Source organism: Pseudovibrio exalbescens (assembly GCF_028737195.1).
GTDB classification, from domain to species: Bacteria; Pseudomonadota; Alphaproteobacteria; order Rhizobiales; family Stappiaceae; genus Pseudovibrio; species Pseudovibrio zosterae.
Map to the genome: position 1 here is coordinate 729,848 of NZ_JAQZAJ010000002.1, position 16,559 is coordinate 746,406.

13 protein-coding genes are annotated in these 16,559 nt (G+C 47.4%); 6 read left to right on the forward strand and 7 right to left on the reverse strand.

Annotated elements, in window-relative coordinates:
* Nucleotide 1: 1 nt before the first annotated feature.
* The 4 genes from PUV47_RS08645 (at nucleotide 2) to PUV47_RS08660 (ending at nucleotide 3,447) form a co-directional block, all read left to right on the forward strand.
* Entirely contained in the window at nucleotides 2-2,272 is a 2,271-nt protein-coding gene (locus tag PUV47_RS08645; RefSeq protein WP_274218122.1) for a phage tail protein, read from the forward strand.
* Nucleotides 2,273-2,296: 24 nt separating this feature from the next.
* Nucleotides 2,297-2,590 carry a DUF6127 family protein gene (locus tag PUV47_RS08650; protein ID WP_007347405.1) on the forward strand — a complete coding sequence of 98 codons (294 nt, stop codon included), beginning with the start codon at nucleotides 2,297-2,299 and terminating at the stop codon, nucleotides 2,588-2,590.
* A 14-nt stretch (nucleotides 2,591-2,604) separates the two neighbouring features.
* A complete protein-coding gene (locus tag PUV47_RS08655) occupies nucleotides 2,605-3,063 on the forward strand; it encodes a hypothetical protein (protein ID WP_274218123.1) in 459 nt (152 codons plus the stop codon).
* An 87-nt stretch (nucleotides 3,064-3,150) separates the two neighbouring features.
* On the forward strand, nucleotides 3,151-3,447 hold the full coding sequence (locus tag PUV47_RS08660) for a hypothetical protein (protein WP_274218124.1): 297 nt from the start codon (nucleotides 3,151-3,153) through the stop codon (nucleotides 3,445-3,447).
* Here the strand turns inward: PUV47_RS08660 and PUV47_RS08665 are convergent.
* A complete protein-coding gene (locus tag PUV47_RS08665) occupies nucleotides 3,444-4,397 on the reverse strand; it encodes a COG2958 family protein (RefSeq protein ID WP_274218125.1) in 954 nt (317 codons plus the stop codon). The two genes, PUV47_RS08660 and PUV47_RS08665, sit on opposite strands and share 4 nt — an antisense overlap.
* A 74-nt stretch (nucleotides 4,398-4,471) precedes the next feature.
* Between PUV47_RS08665 and PUV47_RS08670 the strand changes: the two genes are divergently transcribed.
* Complete coding sequence (locus PUV47_RS08670) at nucleotides 4,472-4,918, forward strand: lysozyme (protein WP_274218126.1); 447 nt, start codon at nucleotides 4,472-4,474, stop codon at nucleotides 4,916-4,918.
* Here the strand turns inward: PUV47_RS08670 and PUV47_RS08675 are convergent.
* The 5 genes from PUV47_RS08675 to mads1 are packed head-to-tail and all read right to left on the reverse strand — an operon-like array spanning nucleotide 4,897 to nucleotide 12,660.
* Nucleotides 4,897-5,625 carry a M48 family metallopeptidase gene (locus PUV47_RS08675; protein WP_274218127.1) on the reverse strand — a complete coding sequence of 243 codons (729 nt, stop codon included), beginning with the start codon at nucleotides 5,623-5,625 and terminating at the stop codon, nucleotides 4,897-4,899. The two genes, PUV47_RS08670 and PUV47_RS08675, sit on opposite strands and share 22 nt — an antisense overlap.
* Nucleotides 5,615-8,698 (reverse strand): type I restriction endonuclease subunit R, encoded by a 3,084-nt coding sequence (locus PUV47_RS08680; protein ID WP_274218128.1) that lies wholly within the window; start codon nucleotides 8,696-8,698, stop codon nucleotides 5,615-5,617. The genes PUV47_RS08675 and PUV47_RS08680 overlap by 11 nt, the downstream gene beginning before the upstream one ends.
* The gene (locus tag PUV47_RS08685; protein ID WP_274218129.1) at nucleotides 8,695-9,987 is read right to left on the reverse strand and encodes a restriction endonuclease subunit S; all 1,293 of its coding nucleotides are present in this window, start codon (nucleotides 9,985-9,987) and stop codon (nucleotides 8,695-8,697) included. Before PUV47_RS08685 ends, PUV47_RS08680 begins: the two co-directional genes overlap by 4 nt.
* Nucleotides 9,987-12,470, reverse strand: coding sequence for a type I restriction-modification system subunit M (locus tag PUV47_RS08690; RefSeq protein ID WP_274218130.1), 2,484 nt, complete (start codon nucleotides 12,468-12,470; stop codon nucleotides 9,987-9,989). Before PUV47_RS08690 ends, PUV47_RS08685 begins: the two co-directional genes overlap by 1 nt.
* Complete coding sequence (gene mads1, locus PUV47_RS08695; RefSeq protein ID WP_274218131.1) at nucleotides 12,460-12,660, reverse strand: methylation-associated defense system helix-turn-helix domain-containing protein MAD1; 201 nt, start codon at nucleotides 12,658-12,660, stop codon at nucleotides 12,460-12,462. Before mads1 ends, PUV47_RS08690 begins: the two co-directional genes overlap by 11 nt.
* Nucleotides 12,661-12,759: 99 nt before the next feature.
* Between mads1 and PUV47_RS08700 the strand changes: the two genes are divergently transcribed.
* Complete coding sequence (locus PUV47_RS08700) at nucleotides 12,760-16,089, forward strand: TM0106 family RecB-like putative nuclease (protein WP_274218132.1); 3,330 nt, start codon at nucleotides 12,760-12,762, stop codon at nucleotides 16,087-16,089.
* A 282-nt stretch (nucleotides 16,090-16,371) separates the two neighbouring features.
* Here the strand turns inward: PUV47_RS08700 and PUV47_RS08705 are convergent, their stop codons facing one another.
* Nucleotides 16,372-16,557 (reverse strand): hypothetical protein, encoded by a 186-nt coding sequence (locus PUV47_RS08705; protein ID WP_274218133.1) that lies wholly within the window; start codon nucleotides 16,555-16,557, stop codon nucleotides 16,372-16,374.
* Between the last annotated feature and the right edge of the window lie 2 nt (nucleotides 16,558-16,559).

Here is a 16,559-nt window from a genome sequence, read left to right on the forward strand (position 1 = left end):
CATGTTTGCTTGCGTCCACATGCTTCACAATCCTTTTATGCCAGTACGCGGACGCGATATTTTTGCGGTCGATCATCCCATCACTATTCGAGAATGGCTGAATGAGGCAGGCATCATAGAATTTGAACGTCCTACTATCTGCCTATTCAATGGCGAAGCCGTGTTACGAGATCAATGGAACAAGATCACCATTGGTCTGTCTGACATCGTCACCTTTATCACGCTACCCCAAGGTGGCGGCGGTGGGGGTGGCAAGATTTTACGATCCGTTTTGACCATTGCTGTGATGGTTGCGGCTCCTTATGCCGGAGCTGCGCTTGCGGGGGCGATTGGTGTCACCAGTACTGTTGGAGTGGCCTTGGTTACCGCTGGTGTAGCACTGGCCGGAAGTGCGCTGTTGAATGTCTTAGTACCGCCACCTGTGCCATCAACGAGTTTGAACAGTGGCTTTGGTAATACACCCGCAGCCAGCCCAACCTATTCATTGCAGTCACAAGGCAATCAGGCACGCTTAAGTCAACCCATCCCAGTGGTTTACGGTCGGCACATTGTCTATCCCGATCTGGCCGCAACGCCATATTCGCTCTATCAGAATAACGAGCAATATTTGCATCAGCTGCACTGCATTGGTCAGGGTGATTATGATCTGGAGCAGATCCGTATTGAGGATACGCCGATCAGCTCCTTTGAAGAAATTGACTATGAAATTGTACAGCCCGGCGATGCCGTTACGCTATTTGATACGGATGTGGTCACTGCACCCGAGGTCGCAGGACAGGAGTTGCTCAGCACAGGTGATGGCGGTGATTGGGTCGGGCCTTTTGTGGCCAACCCCTCACAAACCAATTGCCACCAGATCAGTATCGATATTGTCATGCCGCGTGGGGTCTATTACGCCAATGACAGTGGTGGCCTGAACAACCGAACGATTACATGGCAATTTGAAGCGCGTCAGATCGATGATGACGGCACAGCCATTGGCGCATGGCAAACATTGGGAAGTGAAACCCTCACAGCAGCCACCAATACACCGCAACGCATGACGTTTGATTATGCGGTGGCGGTGGGGCGTTATGAAGTGCGGGCTTTGAGAACCGATGCCAAAGATACATCTGCTAGAGCCGGACATGAATTGCGTTGGGGCGGTTTAAAAGCTGTCTTGGATCAAACACCTGATTTTGGGGATGTCACGCTCATCGCCATGAAAATGCGGGCCACAGATAATTTGTCTCAACGCTCATCACGGATGGTAAACTGCCTTGTCACGCGCAAATTGCCTATATGGGATGAAGCCACAGGATGGTCAGCTCCACAAACCACACGCTCCATTGCATGGGCTCTCGCAGATATTGCCCGCAGTCAATATGGTGGAAAACTGGATGATAGCCGGATTGATCTTACACAGCTTAAGGCGCTGGATGTCAATTGGCAATCTCGCGGTGATTATTTCGATGCCGTGTTTGATCAAACAGTCACGGTCTGGGAGGCGTTGAGCCGAACAGCACGTTGTGGCCGCGCTGTGAGTTTCATGCAAAGCGGTACTGTTCGCTTTGTCAGAGATGAACAACGCTCGATCCCGGTTGCCTTGTTCAGCCCGCGCAACATCGTGAAGAACAGCCTCAAAATCCAATATCTGCTAGCCAGTGATGATACGGCTGACAGCGTCACGGTGGAGTATTTTTCAAAAGAGACATGGCAAACGGCAGAAGAAACCGTCAGCCTGCCGGACAGCACCAGCGATCAACCCGCCCGGGTGCGATTGTTTGGCTGCACTGAAAAAGACCAAGCCATCCGTGAAGGTAAATATATGGCTGCCGCCAATCGCTACCGTAGGCGTTTAGTGACCTTTCAAACGGAGTTGGAAGGCTTGATCCCCACTTACGGTGATCTGATTGCAATTGCCCACGATATGCCGAGCTGGGGGCAAGGTGCCGAGGTTATTGCGGTTGATGACAATGTTCTGAGCCTGTCTGAGCCATTGGAATGGTCTGAGGAGCTTGGGGATCATTTCATCAGTTTGCGTAAAGCTGATGGCAGCGTTTCTGGTCCGTGGCTTGTTTTGCCCGGTGAGACACCCGGTCAGGTGGTTTTGCAGGATGAACTGGACTTCACGCCCTACACCGGAGAGCTGCAAGAGCGCACGCATATTGCCTTTGGTGCTGGTGAGAAATGGAGCACGCTGGCCCGCGTGACGGCTGTTCGGCCTCGGGGCGAGCTGGTTGAAATCAGCGCCGTTGCTGAAAACCCGATCGTACATACAGCCGACCAATAACCCTTAAAAACAGGAAGAGTAATCATGACCGCTGATAACCATCAGCGGCAGGACGATATGGTGTGCCTGCCGCGTACAGAATTTGAGTCTCTGCTGGAGCAAGCTGCCTGCCGAGGGGCCAGAAAAGCCCTCAAAGAAGTTGGCTTGGCAGATGAAGAGGCTGCCAACGACATCCGCACGCTGCGCGATCTGGCAGGCTCAATCAAAACCATGCAACGCACTTTTCTGCAAACCGTTGTGCGCTGGATCACCATTGGTGTTCTGGCGCTCTTGGTCGCAGGCGTGGCTGCAAAACTTGGACCCTTCACCCCCAAATAAACAGGAGAAAAACTATGCTGACATTACTTAGAAGCCTGCTGGGCTTTTTATCATCCGCATTCCCGGATTTTTTGAAACTCTGGCGTGACCATGCCGACCGTAAACATGAGCTGGCCATTCTGGATCGCCAGATGGAAGCGCAACGCCAAGGCCATACACAGCGCCTTGAAGAAATACAGGTGCAGGCCGATGTGGCTGAAAGCAAGGCGCTCTATGCTCATGCCAGCCAGCCCAGCGGTGTGAAATGGGTGGAGGCTCTGAGAGCTTCTGTGCGCCCGATTATCACCTATGCATTCTTCATCCTGTTTGCCACGGTCAAAACTGCTGCACTGTTCAAGTTATTGGATCAGGGTGTCGGAATTACCGACGGACTGATCGCCGTATGGGACGCTGAAACGCAGGCGTTATTTGCCGCTGTCATGTCCTTCTGGTTCGGGCAACGCGCCTTGGCCAAGTTCCGCTCAAACCCTTGAAAAACATGATCTTATTCACTTGATAAGCGCCCGGAATGAAGCGTTACTGTAAGTGTAAAAAGCAATTGAAAACAAGGAGATAACGCCATGAGCAAACTATTTTACAAAGCCATGATTGAGGATGTTCAAAACGAAAAATGCACCGATGCAGAGCTGGAAGCACTGCTCAATGCTTTTGAATACACCGTCAAGAAAATGGCCACCACGCTGGCACGAAAATCTTGGTACGCGCTGGAAGATTACGCCACTGCCAAACAATACGGCATTGACCGCTTTACGCTAATGATCGAGCGCAAAGAAGTCCTCGGGCAAGAGCAATGGCATGGCGTTTTTGAATGTGGAAGCAAGAACCTGAAAGTTATAGGAACACTGGAAAAGGATTAATCCTGCTCTGCATTCATATCCCAGTCAGACTGGCGTATCTCACCTGTTTGATAAAACTGACGGATTAACTTTATATATTGCAAGAAGTCTTTGTTTTCTTCCGTCAACCTATTCGCCGTATCCCAATCAATTTCAGTGCGCTCCTTGGCCGGAATCATGATTTGGCTTTCAGATGGGTTCTCAGCGTCCAGACGTATAAATCCAATACCATGAAGGCTGGAGAGCATGCGAAGTTCTTTCAAGGTATCAGCACCTTCAATTTCGCTGGCAACCAAATAGCCGAAGTTTGCCCATGAAGAGTTGCTTACAGCTTGGAAAAAGACTTCCCGTACATTTGATCGGTTAATTAATATCTTAACTTCAAACGACCAAAGTTTGGTTTTCTTATCAGCATACTGCTGCACGCAGTCTTTGATTTCACGGTGCCAATCAGAGCTGAGATCTTCCATACCAACAAGATCAGGGTAGAGCCACTTATTACCGCCTGCGCCTTTAGAATTACGAGATCGCTTTTCATCAATTCGTTTGCTGTACAGCTCAAGCTCTGACCAGAGAAATTCTGACAGGATGGGGTAAAGGTCATGCTCTTTTACAACAGCCCCGTTCGCTTTTGTGGCGGGTGAAGGCTCATGACTTTCAGCATGGTCAATCTCAGCACTGTCAGTTGATTCAGTGAAATAATACTTTCGAGGGCGACCTTCTGTGGTTTTTACTTCCGGATGACGCTTCTGCAGTCGCGGGCGTTGTGAACCAATTTCAGCAACGATTTGCTGCAGCAATGCTGTTTCATTGTCGAGCGGATTAACGGTAGCAGTTGAGCGCTTTTGTTTTTGGCGACATTCATCTGGATAGGTTTCAAATATCCAATTAGCGATCTCCCGAGCAGTAAATTTTTGCTCCGGATTTTGCTGTAAAAATTCAACAACAGTATTCGCCAAGTTTAGCGCCATGCTTCGATCCCTCTGGTTTTCGTACCAGAACATATTATCAGCAACGATTGAAATTACAAGAAAAGAGGAGAAACATGAGGAACATAACGCAAAATGGACTGGACCTGATCAAACGGTTTGAGGGCTTCTCTCGGACCTTATATTTTTGTCCGGCTGGTTATCCGACCATCGGCTATGGTCACGTTGTCAAAGACGACGAGGACTTTTCAGCAGGCATTGATGAATCACAGGCCGAAGAATTATTGCGCCAAGATGCCCAGATAGCAGAACGTGCTGTTTTGCGCCTGATTAACGTACCACTGACAGATGGTCAGTTCGATGCGCTGGTGTCATTCACCTACAATCTTGGCGGCGGGGCGCTCCAGCGTTCAACACTGCGCCGTAAAATCAACCGCGAGGAGCACGCTGAAGTTCCAGAACAATTTATGCGCTGGGTCTGGGCTGGTGGCCGTAAGCTCAAAGGACTGGTTCGGCGACGGGTTGCTGAAAGTGAGTTATATCAGTATTCCCAGTTTTCATGAGCTAAAGGAGACCTGTTCAAATCATCTCTGAAAGTTCTCCATTGGGGCATAATGCGATCCATATGAGCTATAAAGTTATCATTGTGTGTGCGCTCTAGAAAATGGACCATTTCATGGACAACAATATACTCAAGGCAGTTAATTGGTTTTTTGATAAGCTCTAAGTTAAGCCATATTCTTTTATGGTAAGGGTTGCAGCTTCCCCATTTTGTTTTCATTCTTTTAATTCCGAAGGATGTTACCTCTAAGCCAGATTTAATTTCCCATTTTCGAACAATACCCGGCAGAATTCTTTTCATTTCTTTACGGTACCAATCCGTAAGCAGTTTTTCACGATCCTCGAGTTCGGTGTCTCTATTAATATTTAACACCAACGTTTTTTTATTCCGGATTTCAATAAAGGGGCGTTTTTCGGTCTCAGCAATGTCTAATAAATATCTGCGGCCAAGATAATAATGGCTCTCCCCAGTAATGAGCTCTCTGGCACTTTGGCGAGGTTGATCTTCAAAAGATTTAATTTGGCGCTTAATCCACCCGAGTTTTGAAATAACGGCCAATCTAACGGCCTCATCATCAATAATTTCTGGAACGGCAATTCTGACCCATCCATCAGGCGGATAAACAGCCAAGTGAAGGTTTTTTATTCTCTTTCGGATAACCTTCACAGGCAGTTCATTTACAGTAATTGTGCTTTCATTAGTACTCACTTTGATTTTTCACCAGTTCAAGTATTTGTTTCGCGTCATAGTCAGTAACGCTCAGAACAGAACGAATAGCCAGTTCTATTTCGCGTTCCTTGAACCTATTTCCACGAAAGCCATCCTTCTTGGTGGCTCTGACAATTTTATCCACCTCAATGGCAAGATTTTCATCTTTTCCTAAATTGTCGTAGAGAGCTCTTTTCGCCGCAGAGTTTAAGGATTTGGGATAAGAACTGTTCGTTTCTGACTTCGAAACCTTTCCCGACAAGTCAATTATCTTCTTCAAATAATCCTTATACTTAAGTGCCTGTTCTTTACGCTCCTGAATAAGCGCATCAAGGAGCTCGGACATCTTCTCATAGTATTTTGGGTTAACTGGCTGTTCATCAATAATGACTTTTCGAATGTTATTTTCGATGGTTTCTGCAACCGCTTCCTCGTTGTTACGAATTCCTTCGGGTAGCTCTTGGATTGCGTCTTCTCCGCGCTCAACAATAAGCTGGATAAGGCTGAGGTCATCGAAAGCTGATATCTTTTGGCTTTCTTCTGCTCGAATATATGAATCAATCAAATGACGCATTGAAGGCTCGTAGACCTTCATGTCGATATAATCACCGCTGGCCATTTTAACTTCAGTTCGAACAGCCTCATAGTGTTGAACCTCGGCCTTAATCGCTTCAATCTCTTCTGGAGAATAGCCAGCATCAATCATTTCATTTGCTAGCGCAGCATATGCACGAATAAATGAGCCACTTTCTTTGTATAAAGCAAGCCTACGCGGTTCGTTGTCCTTCAAAGCATCTTTGTCAGATGTATCCAGTGCACAGAAATATTGAATATACGCAGCAGTGTCTTTTGGTGTGCCAACATTTTCACAAAGAGCTTTTACCGTTTCGCGTGTTTCATCCAACCGCTCTCTGGCTTTAGTAAGGCGATCTTCAAGCAGGCCAGCAACATCCTCTTTGTCGTATTTATCAAATGCACCGCAAGTATAATCTTGAATAGAGCTTTCCAAGCTGTTGAACAAATCCTTGTAGTCAATGATATAGCCGTATTCTTTATCCTCACCATCCAAGCGGTTTACGCGGCAAATAGCTTGGAAAAGGCCATGATCTTGCATCTTTTTATCAATATAAAGATATGTGGCCGAAGGTGCATCGAACCCTGTAAGCAATTTATCAACGACGATTAGAAGGCGCATCTGGCCGGGCTCATCGACAAACTTTTCTTTCACTTTCTTTTCAAATTCTTCTGCACGATTGACCGCTTGATCAGCAGGCTCGTCAAAGAAGTTAGCCAGCATTTTTCGATAAATATCGTACTGGTGCAGTCTTTCAGTATACCCAGCTCCACTTTCTTCATTTTTGATGTCTTGAGGCGATGGTTTGTATGAGGTTACAATCGCGCATTTGCCGGAGAGGTCTGTCTTATCAAAGAGCTCAAAGAATTTGCATGCTTGATAGATGCTGCCAGAAACCAAAATCGCATTACCGCGACCATCTGCCAGTCGATCTCGTGTTTCCATATCCAGCAAAATATCCGCGACTATATTTTCTAGCCTTGATTGAGAGCTGAGAACCTTTTGCATGGTTCCCCATTTCTTTTTCAATTGCGCCCGGGCGAAATCGTTGAGACCTTTTGTTTTTGCCTCAAACCACAGATCAATCTTGTCCTGAGAGGTAATGTTCTGGTCAATGTCGCGTGCCTCATAGCGCAAATCGAGTACAACGCCGTCCTTAACCGCTTCATCAAATTTGTATGTATGAATATAAGGCCCGAAAACTTCGAGGCTAGTTTGCTTATCATCCTTGAGCAAAGGTGTGCCTGTAAAACCGATGAATAGGGCATTTGGCAAGATCTTCTTCATCGCTGTGTGAAGTTTTCCTGATTGAGTGCGGTGACACTCGTCCACAAACACATAGATGTCACCCTTTGCCTCAAAGTTGGACATCATATTCTTCTGAATTTCAGCCAAGAACTTATCGACATCTTCATCAGACAATTCATCATTATCAGAGCCGCCAAATTTATGGACAAGCGAACACATCAGCCACTGATCGGTGCCATTTAGCGTGTGAACAAGATCAGAGCCACTGGTGGTGCGGTAGATATCTTCATCTACGCCGCGATAAACCTTCTCAATTTGCTCATCCAGTTCGGTCCTGTCGGTAATGATCAGAACACGGGAATCTTTGACATTCTCACGTATCCATTTAGTGAGCCACACCATGGTCAGGCTTTTGCCAGAGCCCTGCGTGTGCCAGATGATCCCGCCCTGACGGCGGCGGATATAATCCTGTGCTTCTTTAATTCCAAAATATTGGTTCTGGCGGCAAGTCTTCTTAACGCCTGCATCAAAAACAATGAAATCATGTATCAGCTCAAGCAAACGATGCTTTTCGCACATAAGTGAAATGTGCCGATCCAGCTTATAGTCGCCAATGCCACCTTCTTCTTTCCATTCAAGGTAATATTTTTCACTGGTTTCAATCGTGCCGTAGCGCAAACCTTGTGTATCATTTCCAGCCATCACCAATTGCATGGTGGTAAAGAATGGACGGATGAAGTCTTTCCGCTGATTAAGCAAATTCTGGCGAATGCCTTCCGTCAGGCCAATGATGGAGCGTTTTAACTCAATCACACCAACGGCTATACCGTTAAGATACAACACAACATCCGGGCGTTTGGTATTGTTCCCTTTGACGGTGACTTCCTCAGCAATTGCAAAATCATTGTTTTCTGGTTCAGCCCAGTTGATAAGCCAAACGGTCTGGTTTTGCTCGCCAGCACCTTCCTTCACCTTGATGCCGTAGCGCAGCAGACGGTAAACGTCTTTATTGGCGTCATACAGGCTACGCCCATCGCCCAGTGCTGCAGCCTGATCTAACTCACGCAAAGCACGTTCAATTAGCTTATCGCTGTAGCCTTGTTTTTTCAGGAAAGGCTTTAGCAGGCTTGGCTCAATGTTCTTATTTTCGCGGTCTTTCCAATCCCCCAGATAATCGTACCCAAGTTGATCCTTGAACAGCTTAACGATGCGGTCTTGCGTAACGCGCTCTATGGCTCCTACCTTGCTCATGCCGCCTCCTGCTTTTTATTGGTTTTGATCAATCGTGTTTTACCCGTCAAAAGTTCCTGCATCATGCCCGTTTTAAGGCTGCGGGCTTTGTCTAGACGTTGTTCGAGGGTATCAATTTCGCTATCCATGTCAGAGAGTATTGAAACGATGGCGTGTCTCTCATTTTCATCTTCGGGAAAGTCAATTTCAAATGAACGCATTGTTTTGTTTGTAATTTGATTAATTGTCGCGCCGAGGTTCTTATTAATTTGCTCTTGAATCACATCAGATTGGAACTGGTAGAAAATAAAAGATCCAAATTCGGAGCGGTAAACAGACATAAAAGCACCGAACGTCATGCCAATCGCATTTTGGTTAATAAGGGCACATTTTCCGATTAATGCTCTGCTGCCATTCCTGACGCATACCAAAATGTCATTCTGTCTAACCATCAGCTTTTCAGGAATTTTTGATATAACCCTAACATTATCCTCAAATTTTAGGACTCCATTTTGGATATTTGATGAGCGCAATACGAGAGTCCCTGATTCATCGATTTGAGAGGGAGAGTATGTTAATCCGATGATGCAATCGCCAAGTTCTCCAAGGGTTCTTTTTTTCCACTCACCATCAAAGCCCGGGAGGCGTTTTTTGCCCGTCAGGAGCTGCTGCATGGCGGCAGTTTTCATGTCGCGCTTTTTGGCAATTAGATGGGAAAGCGATTCAATCAGCCCATCTACATCCGACAGCGCCGCCGCGATCTGCTTTTGCTCTTCTGGTTTGGGAACAGGGATTTGAACGTTCTTGAGAGTATTTTTTGAAACACCAAATACTTTAAGCCCTGTAGCAACTTTTTGTATTTGCTGGCGCACAACAGGCATTTCTTGGATGTAGCCGCGAATACCATCTGAAAATACAGCATTCCGGTCGCGCATCAAAAACGTATGGAGACCTGAAAACACCTTCTTTTCACCAATATTTTTCACTTCGACGGTTTTAGCGATGCCTTCGTAGTCCTCTGATGCATCCGCCATTACAAGATCACCATCCCTCAAAGAGGCAGGAAGTTTTTTAATCTTTTCCCTACGAAGCTCAGGCAGCTCATTCTTTGATAAATCGAGGGTATTTTCCCAGCGAGTGTGAATATCGCCGTAATGAATGTATCCAAAGTCACCTTTAAAACAGAGATCTGCTCTCGAATTAGATATGGTACTTAAGAAATCAAAAATTTCACCATAGCTTTTAATATCCCAATCCTCTGGGATAACGCCGATGTCTGTTTGTTTATATCCTGCTCTCATCTCTGCCATCACCAGCTTAGCCCCATCTTTTTCAAATGCTCTTCCACGCGATTGGAATAATCTGAAACCTGTTTGGTCAGTTCCGGCATGGGGTGGGCATAGCGTTCTTCAAGCTCTTTCACACGGTTCGCTAAAACCTGCGTGACACGTTCAACCTCTGCCGCCACATCAGCACTTAGGCGATCAAACCATTTGTCGATGACGACCAATTCCTTAATCTCATCAACATCAAGTTTGGCGTAATGCGATACGGTTTTTTTATCGAGTTCAAGCTGCTGCGCCTTGATCTTCGAGGCTAGCGCACTTTCTTGATCCAGCAGTTTCTGCGCTTGTTTCAGGACGACCATTTCATCCTCAAAGTCTTCATCGCCTTTAATTTCTTTCATACGATCCTTGAGGCTGGTTTTGGTGAGCTTGCCTTTATCATTTTTCGCATCTTCCAGCAGACCTTCTTCGCCACTGTGCTCTTCGGTGAGTTCTTCAATTTCTTGGGCAATGGCCTCACGCTGCGCTTCCAGCTCGTCAATGGCATGCTTCTCATCCGCGAAATAGCGCTGCACGATTAAAGCAGGCGGGATCAGTTCAGCTTTGAATTTTTGAGCCTTTTTGCCTGTGCCGACAACGATATCCGGTGTTTCTTTGACCTTCTTGTCCTTGTCTTTTTCATCAATGATCAGGCGTATTTGCGCCGCGTCTTTCCAGCCTTCACCGGAAATTTGATAAACATCATCCTGCATGACCTCAGACCAGTAATTCATTAAATGCTGGTACACATCGTATTTATCGATCAGTGGAATATTTGAGAATGTAGACAGTAAGTCCTCTGAAATTTCCCAGATCACATCTTTTGGCTTGCAGCCTTGTTCGAGTGATTTTAGATACGGCTCGTACTTATCCTTCCATCCCGTCAGGGTTGCTTCGGCTTTTTTGGCGTATGCCTGATATTCAGCAGAATCCAGTATAGTAGATTTGACTTGATCGCTTGGTACGCGAGCAATGAGATAATCTGGACTGCCATTTTGTTTAAAGAGCGCTTCGCGGGTTGCTGTAAATACATTCCAGTAACGCTGCAGCTCATCGACATCACGTTTTGGAATACCACCCTTTAAATGCGCTGTTAGATCATGGATGTCGGCTTCATCACCGCTATCAATATAACGCGGGAGGTTGAGGTTATAGTCATTTTTCGGATCTGATATTTCTGAGACAGGTACCAAGCGGGAGAAACCTTCGATTTCTAACCCCTTATTGAAAACATCAACAATTTTGTGAATGTCTTGGGAGCGAAGGCGGTTCTTATTACCGTCTTTGATAAAGCCCTTGCTGGCATCAATCATAAAGATGCCTTTGCGAGATGCGGCATGTTCTTTGTCCAGCACAATAATACAGGCCGGAATACCTGTGCCGTAAAACAAGTTTGCGGGCAGGCCAATCACACCTTTGATATAACCACGCTTTACTACTTCCTTACGGATGGTTGCCTCAGCGTTTCCACGGAATAAGACGCCATGTGGAAGAATGACCGCACCTTTACCAGTGCTTTTCAGAGAACGGACAATGTGCAGTAAAAAGGCATAGTCACCATTCTTCGATGGGGGCACGCCATAATCAAAACGGCCATATAAGTCGGTGATGGTCTTTTTCTTCTCGTCCTTGGCAAAGCCGTTTTGCCATGATTTGGTTGAGAATGGAGGGTTGGCGACCACAAAATCAAATGTTTTCAGCTCAGATGCAGATGGTGCAAATGCTGGGGCAGATAGAGTGCTGCTGCCACCAGCTGCAATTTCAGCGGTCGGGTTGTCATGCAAGATCATGTTCATTTTTGCCAGCGCCGTGGTGGCAACATCTTTTTCCTGACCGTAAATAGACATACCGCTTGGTGATTCATCAGCTGCTTTCAGCAACAATGAGCCAGAACCACATGTGGGGTCGTAAACTGTTTGGTCTTGGCGCGTTTCTTTACCGATGCCGATGACTTTGGCCATGATACGGGAAACCTCGGCAGGCGTATAAAACTGCCCTTTACTTTTACCGCTTTCCGTTGCGAAGTGGCGCATAAGATATTCGTAGGCATCCCCGAGGAGGTCGTCGCCTTCTGCGCGATTGCTTCGGAAATCCAGATCATTAAAAATCGATACCAGCTTTGATAGCCGGTCTTGCATTTCTTTACCTTTGCCGAGCTTGTCTTCATCGTTGAAGTCGGCAACATCAATCACACCCTTTAGGCCATTGGCTTCGGCGAGCTTGCCGATGGCTTTGTTGATTTTATCACCAATCTCTTTGTCGCCTTTGAGGGCAACCAAATCAGCGAAGCCGCCGCCTGAAGGAATTTCAATCAATGAATTTGGCTTGCCTGCGTATTTGTCAGACACATATTTTACGAAGAGCAATGTCAGTACATAGTCTTTGTACTGTGAGGCATCCATCCCGCCACGCAGTTCGTCGCAACTTTTCCAGAGTGAGCTGTATAGTGCTGATTTTTTAATTGCCATCGTTTTTGTCCTCGCCTTTTTGTTCTTGCTCACTGATCCAGCGGTCTATCTCGCTTTTGCGAAACCGCCACGCGCTTCCCACTTTGAAGCCCGGAACCTTGCCCTCAGATGCAAATCGATAGGCCGTCTTCTCAGCAATCTTGAGGTAATCGGCGAGTTCCTTCACGGTCATAATGTCATCATTGGGCATAGCTTTAATGTCCTTCTCGGGATATATGGATTGAAAATAGTAGAAAATGGATGAATAATCAAGTAAGTTATCGAGGAAATCAAGTTATAAGACAGGGTCATGCAGCAATACGGTAACGATCAGATTCTCTATTCACCATCGGACTTGGTCACCTTTTTAGGGTGTCACCATGCGAGCTTCCTTGATGTGAAGGCGCTGAGCGAGAGCATGGACAAGGCCGAGGCCAGCACCACAGGTCAGCTGCTGCAGCAAAAAGGTTTGGAGCACGAAGCAGCATATCTCCAACAGCTCAAAGACGACGGTAAGTCTGTCGTTGAAATCCCCAAAGACCGCAATTTGCAAGACCGCGCCCAGTTGACATTGGAAGCCATGCAGTCTGGTGCGGACGTCATTTATCAGGCCGTTTTCTTTGCGCCGCCTTGGCGGGGTGATGCTGATTTTCTGATCAAGTGTGATACGCCATCCAGCTTAGGTGATTTCAGCTATGAGGTGCTGGATACCAAACTGGCACGAACAGCCGAGCCCAAACATATCATGCAGCTTTGTGTCTATTCCGAGTTGCTGACCGATCTGCAGGGGTTACGCCCGGCTGATATGCATCTGTTTCTGGGCGACCATGAAAAACACAGCTTCCGTGTAGCTGACTTTTTCTATTACTACACCCGCGCCAAAGGCCGCTTTGAAACCTATCTGCGAAGCCTGCCTGCGGATTCATATCCTGAACCTTGCGGTCATTGTAATTTCTGCCCATGGCGTGAGGGATGCAAAGCGCAGTGGGAACAAGATGACCATTTAAGCCTCGTGGCCAACATTCAGCGCTCACAGATGGATAAGCTGCGGAAGGCTGGCATCCGCAACGCTGCGGAGCTTGCAGCTACAGAACCCGATACCAAAGTCCCTGACCTAAGCCGTGATGTGTTTTTACGCCTGCGCTCACAAGCGGTTCTGCAACATCACAAAGCCACCACGGGCGAGAATAAATGCGAGATCATTGCGTTTCCTCCGGGCAAGGGCTTTACCCGTATGCCAGTGCCAGATAATGGTGATCTGTTCTTTGATATGGAGGGCGATCCGCTTTACCCGAATGGCTTGGAGTATTTGTTTGGGGTCTATTATTTCAAAGATGGCAAGGAGCTTTTCCTGCCGTTTTGGGCGCATGATCACGAAGAAGAAAAAGAGACCTTCAAGCGCTTTATGGGCTTTCTGGCAGATCACTTGGCTGAATATCCGCATGCCCATATCTATCATTACAACCATTATGAAACCACAGCCCTAAAACGCCTGGCCTGCCGTTACGCTGTGTGTGAAGAGCAGCTGGATAATCTGCTTCGTAATCAGAAATTCATTGATCTGTATCTGGTGGTGCGTGAAAGCATCCGCACTTCTGAACCCGGCTATTCCATCAAAAACATGGAAACCTTCTATATGGATAAGCGGGCCAATGCCGTGGCGACCGCTGCCGACAGCATTATCGTTTACAACGAATGGCGCGAAACAGGTGCCGATGAGTTGCTGCAGGAGATTTCTGATTATAACGAGGTGGATTGCGTTTCCACGCACTTGCTGCGTGATTGGCTGCTGACACTTAAGCCGGAAGACGCGCCGTGGTTTAAGGGATTGCCTGAATATGGCGAGGAAGAAGAGTTACAGCGCAAGGACTGGGAAATTGAATATGAGGATTATCAAACCCGCCTTGGCGTGACAGAGGATAACCCGCCGCCCACCAATGAACGGCTATCGCATCTGCTAGAGTTTCATAACCGGGAAGCTAAGCCGCAATGGTGGAGCAGCTTTGAACGTCAGAACAAGTTTGAAGATGAGCTGATTGACGATACGGAGTGCCTTGGCGGCCTACAACAAATTGGTAGCCCCGAGCCTGAAAAGCGCTCCCTGATATACAGCTACCGTTTCCCATCGCAAGAATACAAGCTGAAGGTTGGCGCACAGGCGGTTGATATTGCTGTCATGGAAAATGCAGGCACCATTGTTGAGATTGATGAGGATGCTTGCATTGTTAAAATCAAACGCGGAGCCAGCAAAGAACCATTGCCAGAAAGCCTATCGATTGGCCCACCGGGACCCATTGATAGCAAGATCATCCGCTCGGCCATTTACCGCTATGCCGATCATGTGCTGGAAGCGCCGGAAGGCACACATGCCGCAACCGAACTGCTGGCGCGAAATGTTCCTCGCATCCAAGGTAAGCAGCTGGGTGAAGCCGTCATCACAAGCGATGATCTGCAAGGGGATGCTCTGGAAGCCATTGCTGCGTTAGACAACAGCTATCTCTTTATCCAAGGCCCTCCGGGCGCAGGTAAGACTTACACCAGCAGCCATATCATTGTGGACCTAATCAAGCGCGGCAAGAAAATCGGTGTTACATCAAACTCGCACAAAGCCATTCATAACTTGCTTGAAAAAGTGGAAAGCGTTGCCGCTGAAAAAGATGTGCATTTCCATGGCATCAAAAAAGCCAGCGGCGGGAATGACGAGACCATCTTTGATGGGCAGTTCATCCGCTCAGAAATCAAGACCGAGAATATGCGCCTTGGCGCTGATCTCTTTGCAGGCACCGCATGGACCTTTGCCAGCCCGCACTTTGATGGCCAACTGGATTATCTTTTCATTGATGAGGCCGGACAAGTTGCTACGGCTAATGTGGTGGCGATGGCTACGGCGACCAAGAATATCATTCTGGTCGGTGACCAGATGCAGCTGGGGCAACCCATCCAAGGCACCCATCCGGGCGAAGCTGGATTGTCAGTGCTGGAATTCTTGCTGGGTGATCATTCCACCATCCCGGCAGAGCGTGGTATCTTCCTTGGTCAAACCAGACGCATGCGTCCCAGCATCTGCCAATTTATTTCTGATGCCTTTTATGATGGCCGCCTGACAGCCCATGAAAGCACTGCCGAGCGCAGCCTGAGCCTGCAAGGCGTTGATCTGCCTAATGAAGGGATTGTTATGATCCCGGCAGAGCATGAAGGCTGCTCGCAAAAGAGTGTCGAGGAAGGTGAGATCATCAAAGCCAAATATGATGCGTTGCTCGGCCAAGAATTTACCGACCGTGATGGCAGCACACGCCCGATCACCGAAGATGATATTCTGGTGGTCACGCCTTACAATGTGCAGGTGAATTATCTGCGCTCCATCCTGCCGGACAATGCCAAGGTCGGCACCGTTGATAAATTCCAAGGCCAAGAAGCGCCCATCGTGCTGATTTCCATGGTGACATCCAGCGCCGAAGATCTGCCGCGCAATATTGAGTTTCTGTACAGCAAGAACCGTTTGAATGTTGCCGTCTCACGCGCACAATGTTTGGCAGTGGTGGTCGCCAATCCCAAGCTGCTGGAAATCCCATGCGGTACTGTAGAGCAGATGAAACTGGTCAACACATTCTGCTGGCTGGATGAGTATGCTCAAAGATAGCGTTTCCAATGAATCCCAAACAGGGATTCGAACTCGCGGTTGGTACGGTACTTTCATCAGTATTATTGAAGTCATGCCAAGAGCGGAAATCAAACCCGCACAAGGCGTTGCAACATAAAACTTGCTTTCTATTGTTTTCAGGGCGATTATTTGTTGCAACACAATGGTGAGTGTAGAGGATTCGAACTCAAAGGGGTTCAATACACCGCCAGTTTCCCTTGAAATCATTGAGTTTTTTCGATCCGATCCAAATTTGGGCTACAAATTGGGTCACAAATTGGGTCACAGTTTGGTATTTCGAATTTGTTTGGGCGGCTTCGGGAGGTGTGGTGGCTTTCCCTCGGCAAGTCGATCCTGCAGGTACTTCTCTGCTTCTTCCTTCGGACATTTCCAAGCTTCGAGTTCGGCTTTGAGGCGGTAGAAGATAGGGGCGTAGACATCGCCATACTCCAAGACCACCCAAGCCATTA